Annotated in this window: 24 protein-coding genes; 13 read left to right on the plus strand and 11 right to left on the minus strand. The window is 32.7% G+C overall.

The annotated features are described in order from the left end of the window. Positions 1-284 precede the first annotated feature (284 nt). On the plus strand, positions 285-2,195 hold the full coding sequence (gene acs / locus NU08_RS10735; RefSeq protein ID WP_129747114.1) for an acetate--CoA ligase: 1,911 nt from the start codon (positions 285-287) through the stop codon (positions 2,193-2,195). A gap of 45 nt (positions 2,196-2,240) precedes the next feature. Here acs and NU08_RS10740 read toward each other — a convergent pair whose 3' ends face one another. The 5 genes from NU08_RS10740 to NU08_RS10760 all read right to left on the minus strand — a co-directional run bounded on the left by NU08_RS10740 (position 2,241) and on the right by NU08_RS10760 (position 6,937). Next, entirely contained in the window at positions 2,241-2,642 is a 402-nt protein-coding gene (locus NU08_RS10740) for a hypothetical protein (protein WP_129747115.1), read from the minus strand. Between the two features lie 193 nt (positions 2,643-2,835). Next, complete coding sequence (locus NU08_RS10745; protein ID WP_129747116.1) at positions 2,836-3,432, minus strand: 3'-5' exonuclease; 597 nt, start codon at positions 3,430-3,432, stop codon at positions 2,836-2,838. 3 nt (positions 3,433-3,435) lie between these two features. Further along, complete coding sequence (locus NU08_RS10750; protein ID WP_129747117.1) at positions 3,436-5,352, minus strand: DUF294 nucleotidyltransferase-like domain-containing protein; 1,917 nt, start codon at positions 5,350-5,352, stop codon at positions 3,436-3,438. A gap of 697 nt (positions 5,353-6,049) precedes the next feature. After that, positions 6,050-6,433, minus strand: a complete 384-nt coding sequence (locus tag NU08_RS10755) for a hypothetical protein (protein WP_129747118.1) — start codon at positions 6,431-6,433, stop codon at positions 6,050-6,052. An 87-nt stretch (positions 6,434-6,520) separates the two neighbouring features. Further along, positions 6,521-6,937 (minus strand): hypothetical protein, encoded by a 417-nt coding sequence (locus NU08_RS10760; RefSeq protein ID WP_129747119.1) that lies wholly within the window; start codon positions 6,935-6,937, stop codon positions 6,521-6,523. A gap of 144 nt (positions 6,938-7,081) precedes the next feature. Here NU08_RS10760 and NU08_RS10765 point away from each other — a divergent pair, with 144 nt between their 5' ends. Both NU08_RS10765 and NU08_RS10770 read left to right on the plus strand, forming a co-directional pair. Continuing rightward, positions 7,082-8,311, plus strand: a complete 1,230-nt coding sequence (locus tag NU08_RS10765; RefSeq protein WP_129747120.1) for a multidrug effflux MFS transporter — start codon at positions 7,082-7,084, stop codon at positions 8,309-8,311. Between the two features lie 83 nt (positions 8,312-8,394). Then, the gene (locus tag NU08_RS10770) at positions 8,395-8,742 is read left to right on the plus strand and encodes a DUF4242 domain-containing protein (protein WP_242502537.1); all 348 of its coding nucleotides are present in this window, start codon (positions 8,395-8,397) and stop codon (positions 8,740-8,742) included. A gap of 113 nt (positions 8,743-8,855) precedes the next feature. Here the strand turns inward: NU08_RS10770 and NU08_RS10775 are convergent, their stop codons facing one another. The 4 genes from NU08_RS10775 to NU08_RS10790 form a co-directional block, all read right to left on the minus strand. After that, entirely contained in the window at positions 8,856-10,121 is a 1,266-nt protein-coding gene (locus NU08_RS10775; RefSeq protein WP_129747122.1) for an NAD(P)/FAD-dependent oxidoreductase, read from the minus strand. A gap of 80 nt (positions 10,122-10,201) precedes the next feature. Beyond that, positions 10,202-11,536, minus strand: coding sequence for a DEAD/DEAH box helicase (locus tag NU08_RS10780; protein ID WP_129747123.1), 1,335 nt, complete (start codon positions 11,534-11,536; stop codon positions 10,202-10,204). A 151-nt stretch (positions 11,537-11,687) separates the two neighbouring features. Then, positions 11,688-13,223, minus strand: a complete 1,536-nt coding sequence (locus NU08_RS10785) for a DEAD/DEAH box helicase (protein WP_008464114.1) — start codon at positions 13,221-13,223, stop codon at positions 11,688-11,690. 109 nt (positions 13,224-13,332) lie between these two features. Next, positions 13,333-13,866, minus strand: a complete 534-nt coding sequence (locus NU08_RS10790) for a DUF6155 family protein (protein WP_129747124.1) — start codon at positions 13,864-13,866, stop codon at positions 13,333-13,335. A gap of 141 nt (positions 13,867-14,007) precedes the next feature. Between NU08_RS10790 and NU08_RS10795 the strand changes: the two genes are divergently transcribed. Continuing rightward, positions 14,008-14,301: a DUF3817 domain-containing protein gene (locus NU08_RS10795; protein ID WP_008464118.1), complete on the plus strand. Its 294-nt coding sequence runs from the start codon at positions 14,008-14,010 to the stop codon at positions 14,299-14,301. Then, positions 14,294-15,541 (plus strand): mechanosensitive ion channel family protein, encoded by a 1,248-nt coding sequence (locus NU08_RS10800; protein ID WP_129747125.1) that lies wholly within the window; start codon positions 14,294-14,296, stop codon positions 15,539-15,541. The genes NU08_RS10795 and NU08_RS10800 overlap by 8 nt, the downstream gene beginning before the upstream one ends. 237 nt (positions 15,542-15,778) lie before the next feature. Here NU08_RS10800 and NU08_RS10805 read toward each other — a convergent pair whose 3' ends face one another. After that, positions 15,779-16,198 (minus strand): hypothetical protein, encoded by a 420-nt coding sequence (locus tag NU08_RS10805; protein WP_129747126.1) that lies wholly within the window; start codon positions 16,196-16,198, stop codon positions 15,779-15,781. Positions 16,199-16,280: 82 nt separating this feature from the next. On the opposite strand from NU08_RS10805, the gene NU08_RS10810 reads away from it, so the two are divergent. Continuing rightward, a complete protein-coding gene (locus NU08_RS10810) occupies positions 16,281-16,682 on the plus strand; it encodes a glyoxalase (RefSeq protein ID WP_119790970.1) in 402 nt (133 codons plus the stop codon). Positions 16,683-16,746: 64 nt separating this feature from the next. On the opposite strand, the gene NU08_RS10815 is transcribed toward NU08_RS10810, so the two are convergent. Beyond that, the gene (locus NU08_RS10815) at positions 16,747-18,723 is read right to left on the minus strand and encodes a thiamine pyrophosphate-dependent enzyme (protein ID WP_129747127.1); all 1,977 of its coding nucleotides are present in this window, start codon (positions 18,721-18,723) and stop codon (positions 16,747-16,749) included. Between the two features lie 188 nt (positions 18,724-18,911). Here NU08_RS10815 and NU08_RS10820 point away from each other — a divergent pair, with 188 nt between their 5' ends. From NU08_RS10820 to NU08_RS10850, 7 genes are all read left to right on the plus strand, one after another. Then, positions 18,912-19,862, plus strand: coding sequence for an isopenicillin N synthase family dioxygenase (locus tag NU08_RS10820; RefSeq protein ID WP_129747128.1), 951 nt, complete (start codon positions 18,912-18,914; stop codon positions 19,860-19,862). Between the two features lie 113 nt (positions 19,863-19,975). Further along, positions 19,976-20,308 carry a translation initiation factor gene (locus NU08_RS10825; protein WP_008464140.1) on the plus strand — a complete coding sequence of 111 codons (333 nt, stop codon included), beginning with the start codon at positions 19,976-19,978 and terminating at the stop codon, positions 20,306-20,308. Between the two features lie 119 nt (positions 20,309-20,427). Next, on the plus strand, positions 20,428-21,300 hold the full coding sequence (locus NU08_RS10830; RefSeq protein WP_129747129.1) for a nucleoside phosphorylase: 873 nt from the start codon (positions 20,428-20,430) through the stop codon (positions 21,298-21,300). Further along, positions 21,297-21,548 carry a hypothetical protein gene (locus NU08_RS10835; protein WP_129747130.1) on the plus strand — a complete coding sequence of 84 codons (252 nt, stop codon included), beginning with the start codon at positions 21,297-21,299 and terminating at the stop codon, positions 21,546-21,548. The genes NU08_RS10830 and NU08_RS10835 overlap by 4 nt, the downstream gene beginning before the upstream one ends. Before the next feature lie 17 nt (positions 21,549-21,565). After that, complete coding sequence (locus tag NU08_RS10840; protein WP_129747131.1) at positions 21,566-22,006, plus strand: DinB family protein; 441 nt, start codon at positions 21,566-21,568, stop codon at positions 22,004-22,006. Between the two features lie 3 nt (positions 22,007-22,009). Further along, positions 22,010-22,402 carry a VOC family protein gene (locus NU08_RS10845; RefSeq protein WP_129747132.1) on the plus strand — a complete coding sequence of 131 codons (393 nt, stop codon included), beginning with the start codon at positions 22,010-22,012 and terminating at the stop codon, positions 22,400-22,402. Then, a complete protein-coding gene (locus NU08_RS10850; RefSeq protein ID WP_129747133.1) occupies positions 22,402-22,878 on the plus strand; it encodes a DUF4265 domain-containing protein in 477 nt (158 codons plus the stop codon). The genes NU08_RS10845 and NU08_RS10850 overlap by 1 nt, the downstream gene beginning before the upstream one ends. The last annotated feature ends 203 nt before the right edge of the window (positions 22,879-23,081 follow it).

Below are 23,081 nucleotides of genomic sequence, written 5' to 3' on the forward strand. Positions count from 1 at the left end.
TGTTTTAATTAATAAGGATGCTGCTATTTTCAAAATAGAGAAAAATTTTGCAACGCATTTACAAAATTAATTGTTATTGAAATTTGTTAAATTAAAAAAGGCATAATATCTGTTTATTATGCCTTTTTTGCCCTTAAGTAGTAATAAAAAATAAAGTTTTAAAATAATTTCAAATAATTATCATATTTTATTAAATAAATGTTTTTTTTTGATAAAATTTATGAATTAAATTATTTCACGGATACGTTCAGATTTAATACATTTATAAAAAAATTCAACAAACGATGAGCTATTACAAAATTGAAAATTTAGAACAATACTTTAAACATTACAATAAGTCAATAAGAGAGCCAAGAAAATTTTGGGGAAAAATAGCAGAGGAGAATTTCACATGGTACCAGCAATGGGAAAAAGTTGTTGATTTTAATATGGCTGAGGCTGAAGTAAAATGGTTTACAGATGCTAAAGTTAACATTACCAAAAACTGTATTGATAGACATTTAAGCAAAAGAGGAGAGAAAACGGCAATTATTTTTGAACCGAACGATCCTTCTGAAGAGGCTTTACATATATCGTATAATGAGTTATACGAAAGAGTTTCAAAAATGGCAAACGTTCTTCGCGAGCAAGGTGTTCGTAAAGGAGACAGAGTTTGCATTTATTTGCCAATGATTCCAGAATTGGCAGTCTCTGTTTTAGCTTGCGCTAGAATTGGAGCTATTCACTCAGTTATTTTTGCTGGATTTTCTGCTTCTGCAGTTTCTGCAAGAATTAACGATTGCGAGTGTAAAATGGTGATTACATCTGACGGAGGTTATAGAGGAAATAAAACAATTGATCTTAAAGGAATTGTTGATGAAGCTTTAGAAACTTGTCCTTCTGTAACAAAAGTTTTAGTTGCAAAAAGAACTAATACTGATGTTAAAATGAAAGATGGCCGTGATATTTGGTTGCAACCATTATTAGACGCAGCATTAGACAATAGTGTTGCAGAAATTATGGATGCCGAAGATCCTTTATTTATTTTATATACTTCAGGATCAACAGGAAAACCAAAAGGAATGGTTCATACTACTGCAGGTTACATGGTATATACAGCGTATACTTTTAAAAACGTTTTCAATTACGAAGACAATGACATTTTCTGGTGTACTGCAGATATCGGATGGATTACAGGTCACTCTTATATATTGTACGGACCATTATTGAATGGCGCTACAACTGTAATTTTTGAAGGAGTTCCATCTTATCCAGATTTTAGCCGTTTTTGGGATATTATCGAAAAACATAAAATTACACAATTCTATACTGCGCCAACAGCAATCCGTTCGTTAGCAAAAGAAAGTTTAGACTATATTCAAAAATATCCTCTTAAATCTCTTAAAGTTATTGGATCTGTTGGAGAACCAATTAACGAGGAAGCTTGGCACTGGTTTAATGACCACGTTGGTGATAAAAGATGTCCGGTTGTAGATACTTGGTGGCAGACAGAAACAGGAGGAATCATGATTTCACCTATTGCTTTTGTAACACCAACAAAACCAACTTATGCAACTTTGCCATTACCTGGAATTCAGCCTGTTTTAATGGATGAGAAACGTAATGAAATTGAAGGAAATCAAGTAGTTGGAAGTTTGTGTATTAAATTTCCATGGCCTGGAATCGCAAGAACCATCTGGGGTGATCACCAGCGTTATAAAGACACTTATTTCTCTGCTTTCCCAGGAAAATATTTTACAGGAGACGGAGCATTAAGAGACGAGGTAGGTTACTACAGAATTACGGGTAGAGTAGATGATGTTGTAATTGTTTCTGGTCATAACTTAGGAACGGCTCCAATCGAAGATGCTATCAACGAACACCCAGCTGTAGCGGAATCTGCTATTGTTGGATTCCCACATGAAATAAAAGGAAATGCTCTTTATGGATACGTAATTCTAAAAGAAACAGGAGAAGTTAGAAATAAAGAAAATTTATCAAAAGAGATTAACCAATACATTGCAGATCATATTGGACCAATCGCTAAGTTAGATAAAATTCAATTTGTTTCTGGTTTGCCAAAAACTCGATCAGGAAAAATTATGCGTAGAATTCTGCGTAAAATAGCAGAAGGAGATTTTTCTAATTTTGGAGATACAACTACTTTGTTAAATCCAGAAGTGGTTGAAGAAATTATGAAAGAAAGAATTTCTTAAGTAAAAAATATAAGACTAAAAAGCCTCTTAATCTAAGAGGCTTTTTTATTGTATCTGTTGTGTGTTTTTTAAGCTTGCATCATTTACAAAAACAAGCTGTTGCATATTGCTTAAGTTCGTAAGCGATAAAATACCATTTTTGTTTTCATTTATTCCATTTATTTTAAAACAGAATTGATTACCATCTTTGTCCATTAAAGTTATAAATTCTGCTGTATCATCCGTGAAATTTTGGCAACTATGCGAAATGGTGTATTTATACATCACAGCCATTCTATCTTGGTTGTAATTGTAAACTCTTCCATCCATCGTAAAAGTCCATTTGATATTTGGATTTGTTTTAGAATACCAATTCCCTAAAATTCGTTTAGAAGAAGGATCTTGATTTTGAGCAAAAATTGCTGAAACAAAAAACAGCAATGGCAACATAAATAAAAGCTTTTTCATAGATTTTTTTTAATTAAAAAATAGACTGTGTTTTTGTTTGTTTTTTGGAAATATAATTTGATATAAAATTACAGTTTTACTTAATTTGAAAAATATGTGAGCTTATAATTTTGTGTTAAAGCTTAAATAAACAAAATGCCTCTTAAAAATTTAAGAGGCATTTTTATATCGTACAAAATTGATTATTTTTAATTTATTTAATTCCCAATCTAGATTTTAATTTCAAGAATAGAAGTCCAATTCTATAGGCATCTTCCGAAGAAGAATTTCTATCACTTTTCGGAATTTTATAGATTCCGCACAAATCGTCAAGAGAAAATTGTTTATCATTTATGTCAGTCAATTTTCTGTACATTACATCTACATCGAGCGCTTCATTTTTTAATCGACCGCAATCTAAACGTTCCAAAGCGGCATTCAGCATTTCAATATCAAAATTAATGTGATGTCCTACTAAAATTGAATTTCCAATAAAATTCACAAAAGCTTCAAGTGCATCAGGTTCAGGCATTTTCATCATTTTGCTTTCAATGATAAATTCATTTGAAAGTCCGTTGTCCTGAAGATATTTGTATTGTAATAAAACCGTTTCAAAATTTTCTTTAATAACAATGCTGTCATCGATAACAGAAAAAGCTCCAAGCGATAATATAACATCCTTATCCGGATTTAAGCCAGAAGTTTCTGTTGATAAAACAACAAACTTATTAGGTTTAGTTTCGAATTTAGTTAAATAGTCTTTCCAGAAATCTGGATAGTCTTTATTGATATTTTTTAGCCAGTCTAGCATGTTTTATGAGAATTGTGTCAATTGAAATTTACTTTTAATCAGTTCCTCCAGGTCTTTCATTGGGGACAATGCATTTTTTAATTTCTCTCTGTCAGATTTTGACATTTCTCTTAGATTAATATATTGGCCAGAGTCGTCATTTTTTAATCCTTCAACAGTTCTAAATTTCGAAAGTGTCAAGAATGCTTCCGCACAACTTAAATATATTTCGGCATTTTTAGAATCTGTAATTGCTAATTGTTTGAATCTTAGATAAGTATTTTGAATTCCTTTTATGTTAGCGTTTAATATTAATAAACGTGCGCCGTCAATTAATGGCATTAAAGCTCTTGTTTTAATGTCAAATTTGTCTTTATAAGGGCCATCTTCTTCTGTGATAAATTTCTTGAAGAAACTTAAAGGAGAATTTCTTTTTAATGCATCATTTCCTAAAAAGTCAAAAAACAAAGTATTATTTACTGCATTTTTGAAAATCACGCTTTCTATCGCTTCTTCAATTTTTGGTTCTCCAAAAACAATTTCGTAATCAAAGAAAATACTGCTCAAATCATTGCTGTTTTCACCTGGAGTATTCATCCAGCTGTTGTACTGTTTTGTCCAGTCGCTCAATGATTTACACCAAAGCATATTGCTCGCCATGTGTCCGTTTGGACAATAATCATAACCTACTTTTTCTAATATAGAAGTAGCGCGTTTTGCCAATCTCAAGAAATAATCTTTTACTTCTCTGTATTTCTCGGGAGTAACATCTTCAAAAATTAAAATGCTATCTTGATCTGTAAGCAATAATTGCTCCTTACGCCCTTGACTACCAATGCTTAACCATGCAAAACGTGCAGGAGGGGAGCCTAAATCTAAAATTGATAATTCAACTGCTCTTTTAATGATAGCTAAGTTAATCTCACTTGCGATATTGCTAACATGTGAGATTGGAATATTCTTTTGAATCGAGTTCTGAATCAGATCAGATAGACGATCACGTATTTGTTTTAAATCTTTTGGAAGCTGAGAACGCTTAATTTCTTTGATTAATACACCTGGGTTACTAGCTTGAGCAACAATAAGATCGTGTTCAGAAATAATTCCTTTTACAACAGATTTGCTTGTACCGTCTTTAGTAACGCATAAGTGAGTTACATTATGTTTCAGCATTAACAATTGTGCTTCAGCCAAAGACACATTTTCTAAAACTGTAACAACCGGAGAAGACATAATCTTGTCAATGGTTTCAGTAATAGGATAGCGTCCAGTTGCAATTTTTGAAGACAAATCAGCATTGGTGACAATTCCAATTGGATGATTTTTCTCGCCGCAGATAATGATATTATCTACCATAGCATCTGTCATCAAAATAGCTACATCCTTAATTATAGATGTCGCCTGAGTGGTTAGTGGCGAATTATTATAGTTAAGTGATTGAATATATTGCATTTCTGTCTGCTGATCAATGTAATCGCTATCAGAAATTAGCTTGCCGTTTGAGCTAACGCTATCTTTTGTGTGACGTGAATTTACAGCAAAACTCTCCAGCAGAAAGTTTAATACATCAGAATTATTGGCAACAAATGGTCTAAATACAGCGATTGGGATAGCATAAATAATGCTTTCCTCACGTGCCTTAGCGGTCATCATGTAGTTGTTTTTTGCAAAAAACGGACGTAAACCAAAAATATCGCCTTCATGACATTTGTTTATAATGGTTTCTTCGGCGTCTGCAATAGTCGTAAGATTAATGACACCAGAAGCTACAACATAAAAACTTTCATGAAGCGGATCGTTATTTTGAAATAATACCGCATGCTTTTCTAAATTGATGACACGAATATTCGTGGCAATATCTGATAATTCCTGAAAGGTTAAATTATCAAACGGTTTGTATTCTTTTAAAAAATCTGCAATATGCTCAGCAACTGTATTCATATGTGTGATAATTTATTTTTAAAGTATCGAATGTAAAAATAGTAAAATAAAGTCTTACAACGAAAGGTTCTTTAGTAGAAACTAATTATTTTAAGGAAATGTTAAAAGATAATAGTTACAAGGCTTGTAAAAGTTTTTATGTTTTGAAAATCTGAATATTTCTGATTTTGAAAAGAGATATTTCATTTAATGAAAAATAAACGTCAAAAAGCAAGTCTGATGATTTTGCGATATTTGAAAAATTTTATGATTTAAAAGTCATATACTGCATTTATGGCGGTTTGAATTTAAAGGAAAAAATTCAGCGTAACAGACAAATTGTCGAGCTAATTTTGCAATATTTGAAAATATTTTATTTTAAAGATCATATAGCGTAATTATGATTGATTTGAATTTCGAGAAATTTGTTCTAATGATCAATAAAATTTTCTTAAATCAAGATAATCCAAATTTTCAATATTTGAAAATTTTTTAAAACAAAAACCATACAGCGTATTTATGCGAGTTTGGAATTTTTAATTCTTTTGAAAAAAAATTATTCATCAAATATAAACCAGAAGTAAGGAAGTGGAATTTTCGATATTTGAAAACATTTTCAAAAGAAATGCATATAGCGTATTTATAGGGTTGTTTCTAAAATATTCTATTTTACATAATATAAATTATAGGTCAATTTGAAATAACTCTGAGAAGGAGCTTATTCGTATAATTTATTCAAAATCATCTCTTTTGGTACAACATCGCCTCCGCCATTTTTATTGAACTGGATTACGTTGTCGTTTACAAATAAAACTGCACTAGCTGTAACTCCGTTTTTATCTTTTAATTTTATTTGCGCTTTATCGCCGTGTGGATAAACATGTCCGGAAACTTCCAAAATTCCTGAATTTAAATCTTTGTGTTCGCTTGTAACTTCAGCAGTTCCAAAAATCTTATAATTTGACTGAGCTATTGTAATCGTAAAAATATATTCTTTCTTGCAGTTTTTGCATTTTTGGCTTCCCCAAGTTCCTGAGAATTTGTTTTGCTGTGAGAATGCTTGCATGGAAATTAAAAATGCCAGGAAAAGAAATTTTTTCATTGTAGTTTGTTTTATTAAAATCTGAACCAAATATAAATCAAAAAAGCATCACAAGTTTGCGATGCTTTTTCTAAAGTTTTTTTAAACCTATAATTTTTTCAAATAAACCGATTTTCCATTTAACGAAACGTCAACCTGATTTGTTTTTTCGTTAAACGTAGTTCGTAAAGCATTTCCGTTAAATATTGTAACGTCGCCATACACATGCCCAGTTTCATTAGAAGTATAATCAAATTTTACTTTTTTGTTTCCTGGTTCGATGCCTAATTTATAACTTGAAAATTTTGTGCCTCTTAAATCAAAATCCTGTTGCGAATCGATAATTTTACCGTCAGCGTAAAAATTCGTGACCGATTTGCTTAAGGTAATATCCGGATAATATTGGTTTACTTTTTTTAAGAGTTCGTATTGTTCAATACTAGCTTCTTCTTGTTTAGATGTAATGGTCTGTGCAAATGTAATTGATGTGCATAAAACTGCAGCTAGTAAAAGGTACTTTTTCATAATTTTTAATTTAAAGATTAATAAACAGTTACACTAAATAATGTTGGCAATTACTTTAATTTATTATTATATACTTTCTCAAGTTATACTACAAGGTATGAAATCTTTACCTTTACAAAAAATTATAAGCCACTTTTTAAGATAATGACAACAAAAAAATATATTCAGCTTATACTGATATTGGGTTCTTTAACCGCTCTTGGCCCTTTTTCAATCGATATGTACCTGCCTGGTTTCTCGGGAATTGCAAAAGATTTAAATACTACTGTTGCTAAAGTTTCGATGAGTTTATCCAGTTATTTCATCGGAATTTCTGCTGGACAATTGCTTTATGGGCCTTTATTAGACCGTTTCGGACGTAAAAAACCTCTGTTTGTTGGACTTTTGGTCTACATTCTGGCGTCTTTAGGGTGCATTTATGTTGCTGATATTGATTCTTTTATAATGCTTCGTTTTGTACAGGCAATTGGTAGCTGTGCCGCAACTGTAGCTTCTGTAGCAATGGTTCGTGATTTATTTCCTGTAAAAGATATTCCGAAGGTATTTTCGCTTTTAATGCTCGTTGTGGGACTTTCTCCAATGCTGGCGCCAACTATTGGCGGTTATGTTACCGAAGATTTAGGCTGGCATGCTGTATTTTTTATATTAATGTGTATGGGAATCTTGATTTTGGCTGCTTCACAATTCGGACTTCCAAATACATATAAGCCAGATACTTCCATTTCGTTAAAGCCGAAGCCGATTCTGTCTAATTTTCTTTTGGTAATAAAAGAACCTCAATTTTATACGTATGCGTTTACAGGCGCTGTAGCTTTTTCAGGATTATTTTCTTATGTAGCGGCTTCTCCTCTGGTTTTTATGGATATTTATAAAGTCGATGCCAAAACTTATGGATGGATTTTTGCTCTTATGTCTGTTAGTTTTATCGGATCTAGTCAGTTGAATTCTATGCTATTAAAGCGATTTTCGAGCGAACAGATGATTTTTGGAGCTTTGATTTCTCAATCTGTCATTAGTATAATATTCTTGATTTTGGCTTTAAATGACCTTTTAGGATTGTATCAAACTATCGGAATGTTATTCTTGTTTCTGGCATGTTTAGGAATTTCAAATCCAAATACTGCTGGATTGACGCTAGCTCCTTTTGCTAAAAATACCGGAAGCGCTTCTGCATTAATGGGTGCCATTCAGCTTGGAATTGGCGCTTTGGCTTCGTTTGCAGTTGGTGTTTTTGTGAAGGATTCAGTAACGCCAATGGTTGCGATTATGACGACTACAACTATAACCGCATTTATAATTTTAAATATCGGCAAACGATTTATCAAGCAAAAAGTAGAATTGTCTGAAGATGACAGCATTGCTTCTGTTCATTGAATTATAACGCAAGTGATTAAAAATCAAAAGGTAATAATTGATTTTGCGCTTTTATTTCAGTAATTTTATAGGACTAAAATGGAATGGAATCCAGAAACCATTTTAAAAACGGGGCGAAACCGAAAAGCCACATGAGTAGGAATAAATTTCTAAAGATTATGCCTAAATATGTTATCGAAAGAGAAATCCCAAATGCCGGTAAACTTACATCTGATCAATTAAAAAGTATTTCGCAGGCCTCCTGTGGCGTACTTAGTCAACTAGGAACTCAAATTCAATGGGTAAACAGCTATATTACAAACGATAAATTATATTGCATTTATATAGCGCCAAATGAAGAAATGGTTTATGAACACGCTAAATTAGGAGGTTTTCCAGCCAATTCTGTAAATCAGGTCACAGGAATAATCGACCCAACTACTGCTGAATAAATAATTAATATTCCAAATTCCAAAATTGGAAAGCGTTAAATACCAAAAAGCCAAAAACACTTTGTTTTTGGCTTTTTTATTTTTCAATACATTGGAATTTGGAATTTAAAACTCTAATTTTGTGTCTTTTTATCTGGTCTGATAATCATCCTAAGCGATTGATCCTTTGCGAAATATGCGACCATCCAGTTCCAAAAAGTATTTAATCTGTTTCTGTAAGTAATCAAAGAAATTAAGTGAATAAACAGCCAGATGATCCAAGCAAAGAAACCTTTGAAATGCCATTTTGGACTTGGCAAATCAACAACGGCTTTAGCTTTTCCGATAATCGCCATAGATCCTTTGTCTTTGTAAGCAAAAGGTTTAAGCGGTTTGTTGGCAACCATAGCCTTGAAGTTTTTAGCCAGATTCAAACCTTGCTGAATAGCTACTTGTGCAACCTGCGGATGACCATCAGGGAAATTTTTATCTCCTGCTAAAATAGCAGTGTCACCAATTGCATAAATATTATCTACGCCGTTAACTTTATTGAATTCATCAGTTGCCATGCGTCGTCCGCGTCCATAACTTTCTTTAGGAATTCCTTCGAAAATTCTAGCAGAAACACCAGCTGCCCAAATTAAGTTTTTGGTTTTGATGGTTTCTCCATTTTCAAAAACTACCGTGTCATCAACGTAATCTACAACTTTAGTGTTTAGTTTTACCACAACTCCAAGTTTTGTTAGAGCTTCTAGAGTATCTTTTTGAGAATCTTTGCTCATTGGCGCCAAAAGTGCATCGCCTCCATCAACCAAATAAACATTGCTCGCAGAAGTATCTAATTCTGGATATTCCTTTAACAGAATATTTTTTCTCATTTCGGCAAACATTCCAGAAACCTCCACTCCTGTTGGCCCTCCTCCTGCTACTACAATTGTAAGTAATTTACGTCTTTTACGCATGTCTTTACAAATGGCAGCTTTTTCAAGGTTTTTAAGCAACGTATTACGCATTACGATGGCATCATTTAAGGTTTTCATCGGAATAGCGTTTTTCATCACGTTTTCCATACCAAAATAACTCGTCTCTGCTCCAGTTGCAAAAACAAGGTAATCGTATTCCAATTCTCCGTTACTTAGAGTGATTTTCTTTTCGGCAGGAGAAACTGATAATAATTCGCCTAAACGAAACTGCAGATTTTTCTTGCCAGCAAAGAATTTTCTGAACGGATAGCTAATGCTTGATGGCTCTAAAAATGCAGTAGCAACCTGATATATAAGTGGTGGAAAAAAATTATAATTATTCTTGTCTACAAGAGTTACTTGTATTTGAGGCTGATTTACAAGCTCTTTTGCCAGATTGATTCCTGCAAATCCACCTCCAATAATGACTATTTTCATATATGTTGTATTAAGTAGGATTATAAAATTATTCCTTATAAATATACAACTTTAATATGCAATGACAATTGTCATATTTATTACTTTTTGAATTTTTTAACGGTTTTATCAACTATATCGATTTTGTTCTGTAGGACATAACTTGCCATTAATTTTTCGATAAGTTCGTCTTTAGTCAAATGATGAAAAACGGTTTTTACTTTTGTTTTTAAATCTGAAGAAAGCTCGTGATTTGGTTTTGTTTTAAAGATTTGTCTCGCCCACAAAAGCATATTATTTTCTTCTACACTTGCTGCAGAAGGTTTTTTAAATTCCGAAAACTGAATTCCCAATTCTCTTTCAAAATCGGCAATTTCAAAAACTTCTTCTTGCTGTAAAACGGTCAACGAAAGTCCTTTTGCTCCTGCCCTTGCGGTTCTTCCGCTTCGGTGAACGTAATTTTCGTAAGTGTCAGGCAAATGGTAGTTAATTACATATGAAATTTCTTTTACATCGATTCCTCTCGCAGCCAAATCGGTTGCAACCAAAATATTGATATGTCCTTCACGAAATTGTTCCATAATTCGGTCACGAATACCTTGTGTCAAACTTCCGTGAAGCGCGCCTGAAGAAAATTTATTGATTGCTAGATTTTTGGCTAATTTGTTAACAGCAGCTTTCGTTTTACAGAAAATAATACCTCTTTCACCGTCTCTAGAATTCAAGAAATGCATTAAAACTTCTAGTTTTTCAATTGGATCAACCACAATATATTCGTGATCAATTCCTTCGTTTCCAACAGTTTCCATGTTGGCACTTATCTGAATTACATTTTTATGCAAATAATTCTGAATCAGCTGTTTTATCGTTCCAGGAAGTGTTGCCGAGAACAATAAAGTGCGATGTTTTTTTGGAATTTCAGCAATAATTTGGTCTAAACTTTCTTTAAGAATCGCTACCATTTCGTCAGCTTCATCCAAAACCAAATATTCAGTTTGTTTTAAATCGATTGCTTTTCGTTGAATCAAATCGATTAAACGTCCTGGAGTTGCCACTACAATTTGAGCACCTTCTTTTAATCGTTCAATTTGCGGTTTTATTGGAGTTCCTCCGCAAATTTGAGCTATAGATATATTGGGAATATATTTTGAAAAACTTTCTAAGTTTCTAAAAATCTGCTGACCTAATTCTCTGGTCGGAACCAAAATTACAGCTTGAATTATTGTCGATTCTGTATTGACCAATTGCAATAAAGGCAATCCGAAAGCGGCCGTTTTTCCTGTTCCTGTTTTGGCTAAACCAACAATATCATGGGCTTGGCTCAAAAATAACGGAATTGTTTTTTGTTGAATTTCTGTAGGTTCAACAATGTTTAATTCGCTTAAAGCTTTTAAAATTGGAGCTGAAATTCCTAATGTTGAGAATGGTTTAGACATAATTATTTTAGATTTTTGAGTTCTGATTTTAGATTTGATGCAGATTACTCAATATTTGAATGTTTTTTTGGGATGACTTGAAAATAAAAATCTTTGCCAAAGTTTTAAACTTTGACAAAGATCATATAATTTTTTGTATTAATTGAAATTATCAATCCGGTTCGTTCATGATTTTCTCACGATACTTTTTACCAATTAATAACGTTAATCTTTGTTTGTAATCGTCAACTAGCCATTCGCGGTAGTTTTTACTGCATTGGCTTAAACATTTAGAATAGCGTTTGATGCGATCTTCAATATCATCTTCTAATTCTCTCGCAAGCATTTTTGCTTCCTGAAGTGTTTCGGTGTTATCAACGCACATCGAAGCATGCTGATCTAGAGATTTATCCAAAACGACTTTAGAACGAAGATTCTGTTTGATGATTAATTTGTGTTCTTCATCAACATCAAAACTAACATCTGCCGTTTTGCTGAATTTTGCGCGCAATTCTGGTGGCATGCTGTATTTAAAGAACATCTCAATTTCGTGATCATCACGAAGATTTTCCAAATAAAACTCTGGCGATTTAAAGATGTGCTGCCAGTTTACAGGATCGCTCCATAAACCGAAACGTGCGGCATTATTTCCTAAATCGATAACTGTAAATTCATCTTTTCCAGGCAATTTACGAGAACCACGACCAATCATCTGGAAATATAATGTCAACGATTTTGTTGCTCTGTTCAAAATAATGGTTTCTACGGTTGGCTCATCAAAACCAGTTGTCAAAATTCCGACAGAAGTTAAAATCGCGTCTGGAGTCTTTTTAAACCATTGCAGAATGTCTTTACGCTCTTCAGAACTGCTTGTGTTATCTAAGTGTCTGATGTCATAACCCGCTTCTCTAAACGTTTCATATACATATAAAGAAGTATGAATACCGTTATTGAAAATCAAGGTTTTCTTTCCTAAAGAACGTTCTGTATAGGCATGAAGCAGTTTTTCCTGCATCAAAGTATTGGTATACAAATCGTCTGAAGATTTTACAGTATAATCTCCATTGATACCCACTTTTAACGAAGTCAAACCAACGTCATAGCTGTAAGTTGTTGCTTTTGCCAAGAAACCTTTTTCGATTAATGAACCAATTGTATCACCAACAATAAGTTCGTGGTAGCTTTGGTGCATTGGTAATTTTATATTAGAACTCAAAGGCGTTGCCGTTACTCCAAGGATAAAAGCATTTTTAAATGAGTTTAATAATTTTCTAAATGAGTTGTAGTGTGCCTCATCAATAATAACCAAACCAATATTATCTAGATGAAGTTTTTCATCATTAATACGGTTTTTTAAAGTTTCAACCATTGCCACAAAACATGAAAAATCATTCTGGTCTGGCAATTCTTTTACTTTACTATTGATTATTTTGTTTGTAACGCCAAAACCTGTTAACATTTTTGAAGTTTGTTTACAAAGTTCAATACGGTGCGTCAAAACCACCACTTTTTTATCATTATTAGACAAATAGCGGCGTACGATTTCAGAAAATATTACTGTTTTTCCTCCTCCAGTTGGAAGCTGATACAGTAAGTGGTGTTTCGGAGGAGCATTATCTAAACGGTCAAAAATAGCGTCAATATCGCCTTTTTGGTATGCATACAGTTCTTTTTTATCTTCTCTTTGTATTTCTAAAGTTTGAGACATTGTTTATTTTTGGATTTTTGCAAAAATACATCGAAAAAACAGTTATTCATCCTCTTTTAACCTAAAATAAATATTTTTTTTGAATAAAGATTTTTTATGAGAAAGGGTTTTAGTAGTCGATTCTCTCTAAAATTGCCTCAAATTCGTATCTATTTTTCCATTTTTGATTTAAAGTTTCCTCCAAAATGGCATTAATTCGTAATTTAAAATCATTAAAAATTCCGTTTGAAACAATGTAATTTACTGCCTGTTCAAAAGAATTAAAGAGGCTTTTGTAAAACAATTCCTGCTTGATGAAATTTTGCGAAGAAAACGTTTGCGCAATTTCAATATTGTAAAGCATAATATCGGCTACAACATACGAGTCTACACCCAACATCATAAAATGTTTGATTAATTTTTGAGCAACAGATCTTCTCATTTTGGCTTTTGGACGCCATTTTGCTCCAGATTTTTTGATTGGGAAATATTCGTGCGAGATTTTGACTTTTGCTTCCTGAAGCAATTTGTCTTCTTTTGGATTAAAAACAAAATCATAATATACTTTTACAGGAGCAAATTTCTCGTACAATTCTATCAATTGTTCTTCTAATTGCTCTTTTGATAATTCGCCTAAATATTTTTTTAAATCTCTTTTACTCATAGAGTAAAGGTAATTTTCAAAATTTTAAATTCCAAATTCCAATTTTCAGCCTATTAAACTGATTTAATTTGTGAATTTTTAAATCCTAAAATCAATCCAGAATCCTTAATTTTGCTGGCATAAAACTTAAAAAATATATACATGCTCAAGATTTTCAAAGTTACTGCCATTTTAGAGGGAATCTCTTATTTAGTATTATTCGCTAATATGTTGATTATCAAAAATAATAATCCTGAACTTTATCATACATTATTACGTCCGTTAGGAATGACCCACGGTGTTTTATTTATCGGATACATTCTTTTAGCCTTTTTATTGAAAAAATCAATGAATTGGGATTTAAAAACTTTTGCAATTATTTTAGTGGCTTCTCTTATTCCGTTTGGAACTTTTTACATTGAGAAAAAATATTTAGAAACTAAAGCAAATGCATAAGTTTTTGGAGAAAATATTTAATTTTTTATATCCTGTTTTTAGAGATTGGGGAATGAGCCGCAATGTGGCGTCTTATACCAGTCTGATCTTTAATATCGCTATTTTAATAGCATTGGCTTACGTAATTTATTATGCTGCCAAATTTCTTTTGGTTACTTTGACCGCCATTTTTGCACAGCGTACCAAAACAAAGTTTGACGATTATTTAATTCAAAACAAAACGACAAGATATACCGCTTATTTAATTCCGTTTTTCTTTATTTATAAAGCAGTTCCTGTTATTCTTGACAAATATGAATATTGGGAATCGATTTTCGGAAAAATAGTTGGAATCTATATTGTATTGCTTGGACTATGGATTGTTCGAACTGTTTTTAATTCGTTACGCGATTATTTAAAACAAAAACCAGAATACAGCGACAAACCAATTGACAGCTTTGTTCAGGTTATTATGATTGTGCTTTGGATTTTTGGAGTTGCCATGATTATTTCGACTTTATTCGGAATTAAAAAAGGTGAACTTTTAACTATTCTAGGAACACTTTCGGCAATTATCATCTTGATTTTCAGAGATACGATTCTTGGATTTGTTTCTAGTGTTCAGGTTGCCATAAACGATATGGTTCGTATTGGCGACTGGATTACAATGGATAAATTTGGAGCTGACGGAGATGTTATCGAAATCAATTTGACAACTGTAAAAGTTCGAAATTTTGATAACACCATAACCACAATTCCAACCTATGCTTTAAGTTCAGATTCTTTTCAGAACTGGCGCGGAATGCAGAAATCTGATGGAAGACGTATCAAACGACACGTTTTGATAAAAAGCAGTACAATTCGTTTTTTAAACGATGAAGATTTGCATCAATTGCGAAAAGTACAGTTGATAACCTCGTATATTGACAGTCGTCAAGCGGAAATTGACCGATATAATGACCTTAGAGGAATTGATAAAACGCTTTCGCTAAATGGCCGAAATATGACCAATTTAGGATTGTTTAGAAAATACATTATGCAATATTTACATGATCATCCGGGATTGAACAAGAATATGCATATTATGTGTAGACAGCTACAATCGACCGCACACGGAGTTCCTTTGGAGATTTATGTGTTTTCAAGCGACAAACGATGGGCAAATTACGAATATATCATGGCCGATATTTTTGACCACGTAATGGCTTCAGTAAGATATTTTGATCTTGAAATTTTTGAATTGCCTTCTACGTTAAGTTAGATTTTGTTTCAAGTTTTAGGTTTCAAGTTGAAATAGATTGCGTGTATTTTACCGCAAAGTTCACAAAGGTTTACGCAAAGTTCGCAAAGTTTTTTAGACAAAGCTTTGCGAACTTTGCGTTTTTAAGGCTTAGTATGTCAAAAAACCTTGCTCCCGATAGCTATCGGGATTGCGGTAAAATACACAAAGTAATTCAAGTTTGCAATTTGGAATTTAAAATTTGGAATTTTATAATATTTACTCCTCCTCTATCCTTTCAAAAAGAAACTCAGGATTTTGATATTCAATAGGAACTTCTGGAACGTAACATGGAAGATTAAAATAAGTTCCGATTACTCCTTTTCCTAAATAAAGCTTTCCATCTTTCTTTAAAAGTGCTAAAGGAACTCTTTTCCAAGCTCCGCCAAAAGAAATATAATGATAGTCGCCTCTTAGCGTGTCGCCTCTTAAATCACCTCGTACATCTCCAGAATCTTTTCCGGTTCCGTAGTGATTAATTTCATAGCGCCCATAAAAACGTTTATTGTTTATATGAATATCCAAAATCGCCGTGTCTTTGTTGTTTACAGCACGATATAGTTGACGGTTATATTTTTCTTTATCTTCTTTTGAATTGCAAGAAGCTAATAATAAGCATAGAAACAGAAATAATCGCATAATTTATTTTTAGAAAAACAAAAATAGGTTTTTACTGTGGGATTATTTCTTTAACTTTAAAGAAAACTAAAAACAAAACCCCATGGAAGATAGAGACACTTTTTTAAAAGAATTCAGAGGCGAAACTTTAGGAACCGTAAGTGCTCAATCTTCAGCAGATGAGATCTTTCAAAACCAGACCATCAGGCCTATTTTAAAACTTCAAAATGATTTGTTCATTGCCGTTTTTATCAATTACGTAAACAAAAACAAACCTGATTTTTATTCTTACTCGGTTGAAAAGAAACTTCAGACCATCGAAAATTCCATCCAGAAAGATATTAAATTTAGAAATTCGTTAAAAGGAATCGTAATGGCGCTTTTTACTGTAGACGAATACAATACTTATATTCAAAATTCTTCTGACTTGAATAAGCGAATGATGAATTTATTAATTGACCGATTGAAAAATCAGGTGCAATTGTTTGAAGTGGAAGCGAAATAATTTTAGAGCTTCTAAGTTGCTAAAATACTAAGTTTTTTTCTTAGCAACTTAGCAACTCAGCGTCTTAGTATCTTAGTAACTCTAACAAAACTTCCTCAAATCTACTTTTAGGCAAAAACTGATCTTCAAGTGCTTTTGTGAACGGAATTGGAGAATCTAAACTCGCTACGCGTTTTACAGGAGCATCTAGATATTCGAAGCAATTTTCCATAATTAAAGCTGAAATATCACTTGCGATTCCGCCAAACATGGTGTCTTCTTGGTAGATTATGGCTCTTCCTGTTTTTTTAACCGAAGCAAAAATAGTTTCGGTATCTAAAGGCTGTAAAGTTCTTAAGTCAATTAAATCAGCATCAATTTCTGAATGTTGCGCTAAAGTGTCTAAAGCCCAATGAACAGTAGCTCCAAAAGCAATAATCGTTACCGATTTCCCTTCTTTTACCAAAGCCGCTTTACCTAAAGGAATGGTATAATAATCTTTAGGAACATCTTGATAAATACTGCGGTATAATAATTTATGTTCGAAGAATAAAACAGGATTTGGGTCGTTAATTGCTGTGTTCAAAAGTCCTTTTGCATCATAAGGAAATGCTGGATAAACTACCTTTAAACCTGGAGTTTTAGTAAACCAAGCCTCATTGGTTTGAGAGTGAAATGGCCCCGCCTGAGTTCCTCCGCCGCAAGGCATACGAACGACAACATCGGCTTTTTCGCCCCAACGATAATGAGATTTAGCCAAAAGATTCACAATCGGATTAAATCCTGAAGAAACAAAATCTGCAAATTGCATTTCTATAATCGCTTTATAACCGTTTATAGAAAGTCCCATTCCTGTTGAAATTACAGCGCTTTCGCATATTGGCGTATTGCGTACTCTCTCTTTTCCAAAAGCATCAACAAAACCTTCTGTAATTTTAAAAGCTCCGCCATATTCAGCAATATCTTGCCCCATAATTACAAGGTTTTTATGGCGCCACATAGATTGTTCTAAACTATTTCTGATAGCATCTATAAACCGAATATTCTCTGATTCTGAATTATGGCTATATTCCTCATATTGAAATTCTTCATAGACATCATCTAATTCTCCACTATAAGTTGGTTCAATCTCAGATTCAGCATTTGCTATTGCCCAATTTTCATCAATTTCCTGTTTGATTTCGGCATGAAATTGTTCGTCTAATTCAGCGGTAAGAATTCCGCTTTCGGTCAAATATTTTCTGTAATTCGCAACAGGATCTCTCAGTTCCCATTGATCCATTAAATCCTGAGGAACGTATTTTGTACCACTCGCCTCTTCGTGCCCGCGCATTCTGAAGGTTTTAAACTCCAATAAAATCGGACGCGGATCTTCCTGCATTTCTTTCTTTAGTTGAGACAGTTTATTATAAATTTCTACAATATTATTTCCGTCAATAATCCAGCTCTCAATTCCGTAGCCAATTCCTTTATCGGCAAGATTTTCACAAGCATATTGTTCGTTGGTTGGCGTTGAAAGTCCGTAACCATTATTTTCAATAACAAACATTACAGGCAGTTTCCAAACGGCTGCAATATTTAGCGCTTCGTGAAAATCGCCTTCACTTGTTGCGCCTTCACCTGTAAAAACAGCGGTAATTTTTTTATTGTCTTGAAGTTTATTTGCAAGAGCGATTCCGTCAGCAATTCCTAACTGCGGACCCAAATGCGAAATCATTCCTATAATATTGTATTCTTGCGTACCGAAGTGAAAACTTCTATCACGGCCTTTGGTAAAACCGTTTGCTTTTCCTTGCCATTGCGAGAATAAGCGATGAAGCGGAATTTCTCTAGTAGTGAAAACACCAAGATTTCGGTGCATTGGAAGTACGTATTCAGATGAATCTAAAACTGCGGTTACACCAACGGCAATAGCTTCTTGTCCTATTCCAGAAAACCATTTAGATACTTTTCCTTGTCGAATCAAGATGAGCATCTTTTCTTCGATCAGTCGGGGTTTTAATATTTTTTTGTATAAATCTAATAATTGCGCGTCAGTCAGGTTTTGGCGGTAAAAGATCATGTAATTTTTTATTTTTAGGTGTTTCAAATATAACAAATTGTTGCTGTTTTATTAGAATCTAAAATAAAATTTAACTATAAACCTGCTTTTAATGCCTGAGCTTAAGATTATTTTCTAAAATATTATCTACCTTTGTTAGCGAAAGGTGCTTATGACACCTTTTTTCTTTTAAAATAAAAATGTAAAGTATGCAAAACATTCCTAGTGTAGACTTACGTGATTTCCTTTCGGACGACCCGAAACGTAAACAAAAATTTGTAAATGAAATCGGCAGTGCATTTGAAAACATTGGCTTCGTAGCCTTAAAAGGTCATTTTCTTGATGACCAATTGGTAAACGAACTTTATGGCGAAATTAGAAACTTCTTCGCCTTGCCAATAGAAACTAAGCATAAATATGAAATTCTTGGAATCGGCGGACAAAGAGGTTATGTTTCTTTTGGAAAAGAACATGCTAAAGGACGCAAAGAAGGAGATTTAAAAGAATTTTGGCATTTTGGTCAATACGTTGACAAAGATTCAAAATGGGCTTCTGAATACCCAGACAATGTTGAAGTTACCGAATTACCACGTTTTAATGCGGTTGGTAAAGAGGCATACCAAAAATTGGAAAAAACGGGTGTTTATGTTTTAAGAGCTTTGGCTTTACATTTAGGTTTAGATGAGTTTTATTTTGATAATTATGCAAAAGAAGGAAACTCAATTTTAAGACCAATCCACTATCCTCCAATTACTTCTGAGCCAGAAAACGCCATTCGTGCGGCGGCTCACGGTGACATCAACTTAATCACATTGTTGATGGGAGCTCAAGGAAAAGGATTACAGGTTCAAAACCACAACGGCGATTGGATTGATGCTATTGCTGAAGATGACGAATTGGTAATCAATGTTGGAGATATGTTGTCTAGACACACCAACAATAAACTAAAATCTACAATTCACCAAGTGGTAAATCCGCCAAGAGAATTGTGGGGAACTTCACGTTATTCAATTCCGTTTTTCATGCACCCAGTAAGTGATATGCGTTTAGATTGCCTTGAAAATTGCATTGATGAAGAAAACCCAAAGAAATACGAAGATATTACAGCTGGAGAGTTCTTATACGAACGTTTAGTAGAATTAGGCTTAATCAAAAAATAAGCTTAAATATTTTCTAGATATAAAAATTCCAAATTCCAAGTTTTTCTTGGGGTTTGGAATTTAATTTTTAGATATCTTTATGCTTGAAAATTTATTTTTAGAATAAAAAAAATATGGACTTAAAAGATCAATTAAAGAATCTATTTCCAGATCATGTTGAATCAAATGAGCCTGAACAAGTTGAAGAACAAGAACACGTTCTTTATGTTCAGAAAGAACCTATGATTTGTAAATTTGAAAAAAGAAAAGGAAAACCAACTACTATTATTGAAGGTTATGAAGGCTCTGATGAAGATTTTAAAATCTTAGCCAAAGAAATCAAAACCAAATTAAGCGTTGGCGGAACTTTTAAAGACGATTCGATTATAATTCAAGGCGATTACCGAGATAAAATAATGGCAATCTTAAAAGAAAAAGGATTTAAAACCAAACGTGTCGGAGGCTAAAAAGTTTCAGGTTTTAGGTTTAAAGTTTCAAGTTGTCCAAATAACTTGAAACATGAAACTTGAAACAAAAAAAAAACTTAGAACCTCAGTATCTCAGAACCTTAGCAACTTAAAAAGAAATGATACAATCATCAGAATTAATACTTAATCCAGACGGAAGCGTTTACCACTTAAACCTTCGTCCTGAACATATAGCACACGACATTATTTTTGTTGGCGACCAAAACAGAGTAGAAAAAATCACTCAATTTTTCGATTCAATCGAATATTCAGCTCAAAAAAGAGAATTTAAAACCCAAACCGGTATCTATAAAGGAAAAAGAATTTCTGTGGTTTCTACAGGAATTGGGCCTGATAATATTGATATTGTGTTAAACGAATTAGATGCTTTAGTAAACATTGATTTGAAAACGCGTCAGCCAAAAGAAAAATTAACTTCTTTGAATATTATCAGAATTGGAACTTCAGGTTCTCTGCAAGAAGATATTCCAGTGGATAGTTTTGTAATGTCGAAATTTGGTTTGGGGTTAGACAATATGCTTCGCTCCTACTTAATCGACGATGTTTCTATTACAGAAATGGAAGATGCATTTGTAAAACATACCAATTGGGATCCCAAAAAAGGAAAACCTTATGTTACCCAGTGTTCAGAAAAATTAGAACAATTAATTGAATCAGATCGAATTTTTAAAGGAATTACAGCAACTGCTGGAGGATTCTACGGGCCGCAAGGAAGAGTTTTGCGTCTGAATATTCAAGATGAGGAATTAAATAACAAAATGGATAATTTTAGTTTTAACGAAACTAAAATCACTAATTTAGAAATGGAAACAGCAGCAATCTATGGACTTTCTGCCCTTTTAGGCCACAATGCTTTATCGTTGAACGCTATTATTGCTAATCGTGCTTCTGGAACTTTCAGTGCAGATCCGTACAAAGCTGTTGACGAATTGATTGCTTATACATTGAATAAATTAGCAATAAACAAATGATGATTGGTCATATCATAATGGAACCTGTAAAACGCTTTACATTAGGTATTGGTGGTTTATCCAGATGGTTATTTTTTCGATTTTTAAATGCAGCCATTGAAGAAAAGTATCCTAAAGATTTAGAATATTATTTAGATCAAAGAAATAAAATTATAGATAAAAATGGTTTTACAACAGCCGAAAAAAATGGATTTGTTGGAATGTTTTTCTGGATATTATTTATAATTTTTATAGGAAAAATTGAGTAAGAAATTTAATAAAATATATGCAAAACGCTATTCTTAAATTTGAAGAATTATTGAAGGAAAATGTGAATTATATTCCGACAATAAACAATGAAATTTTAGAAGTAAAAAATCCTGGAAAATGGTCTAAAAAAGAGATTTTAGGGCATTTGGTAGATTCTGCAATTCATAATCTGGTTCGTTTTACAGAGATCAATTATGCAGAAAAACCATATCGCCACAGACCGTATAATCAAATGGATTTAGTAAATTTAAATCAATATCAGAAAATGCATATTCAGGAACTTACGCAGTTGTGGTTTACCATAAACAAACAGATGGTGAGATTGATGAAATCTGTTGATGAAAAGGCTTTAGATTACAAAATCATTTTGGCCGACGAATCTGAAATAGATTTAAGGTTTTTAATGACCGATTATGTAGATCATTTAGAACATCATATTAATCAAATAAGAGCATAAATTATGTTTTTGAGAGTGGCCAGACATACGAATGATTTAGAAAAAATTGAAAATTTTTATGTTGATGTACTCGGATTTGAATGCTTAGGCGGATTTGAACATCACAATAATTATGATGGCGTTTTTATCGGAAAACCTGGCTTAGACTGGCATTTTGAGTTTACTCAATCAGATGTTAAAGCCAAACATACTTTTGATGAAGACGATGTTATGGTCTTATACCCAAAAACTATTACAGATTACGATAAATTAGTAAATAAATTAACGCAGCAAAATATTGCAGTTATACCATCGCTGAATCCTTTCTGGAATGAAAACGGAAAAATGATTCAGGATCCAGATGGTTATAGAATCGTAATATCTCCTTTAAAAGCTGTAATTAGCGAAATTGAATAATGAAACAGGAAACTCATAAAAAAATATTATTTAAATACTATAGTGATTATCTGGACGAAGTCGTGTCTGAAACCATGTGGGCAGAAATTATCGATCTGGAAAAAGGTCTTTTTAAATTGGATAACATTCCGTTTTTCGGTCCTTTGATCGCTACAGACGACATTTTTTATGCAGAATATGATGAAACGGAAGAACGTTTTATGCATAGAAAAACGATTCAGAATTCTGGAAATTCTATTGTTCAAGTTGCTGTTTTAGAAAAAGGTTTTGATAAAGAAATTATCAGAGAAAAATTGAAAACAATTAATTGTTTATCTGAGGCATTAAATGAAACCTTTTTTGCCGTAGAAATAGCCAAAGATGTAGATTATTCCTTGGTGAGAAGCATTTTGAATGAATATGAATCACAAGACATTATAGAATTTGCAGAGCCTTGCCTTTCAGAAAAACACAGGGCAGATTTATTAAAAAACTAAAATTTAACTTAACACATAGAAACATAGATTTTATTTGAATCTGTTTAAGAGTACAGAAAAGCAAGCTTTAACACATAGCTATGTTTACTGAAATTAGTGAAACGTCTTTTTTTAAAAGTTTTAAAAACTATGTTTCTATGTGTTGAAATAACTTTGTAAAACAAATAAACTAACCAAATTTAACCATAAGATTACGCATACGC

The organism is Flavobacterium anhuiense, assembly GCF_004151235.1.
Taxonomy (GTDB): Bacteria; Bacteroidota; Bacteroidia; order Flavobacteriales; family Flavobacteriaceae; genus Flavobacterium; species Flavobacterium anhuiense_A.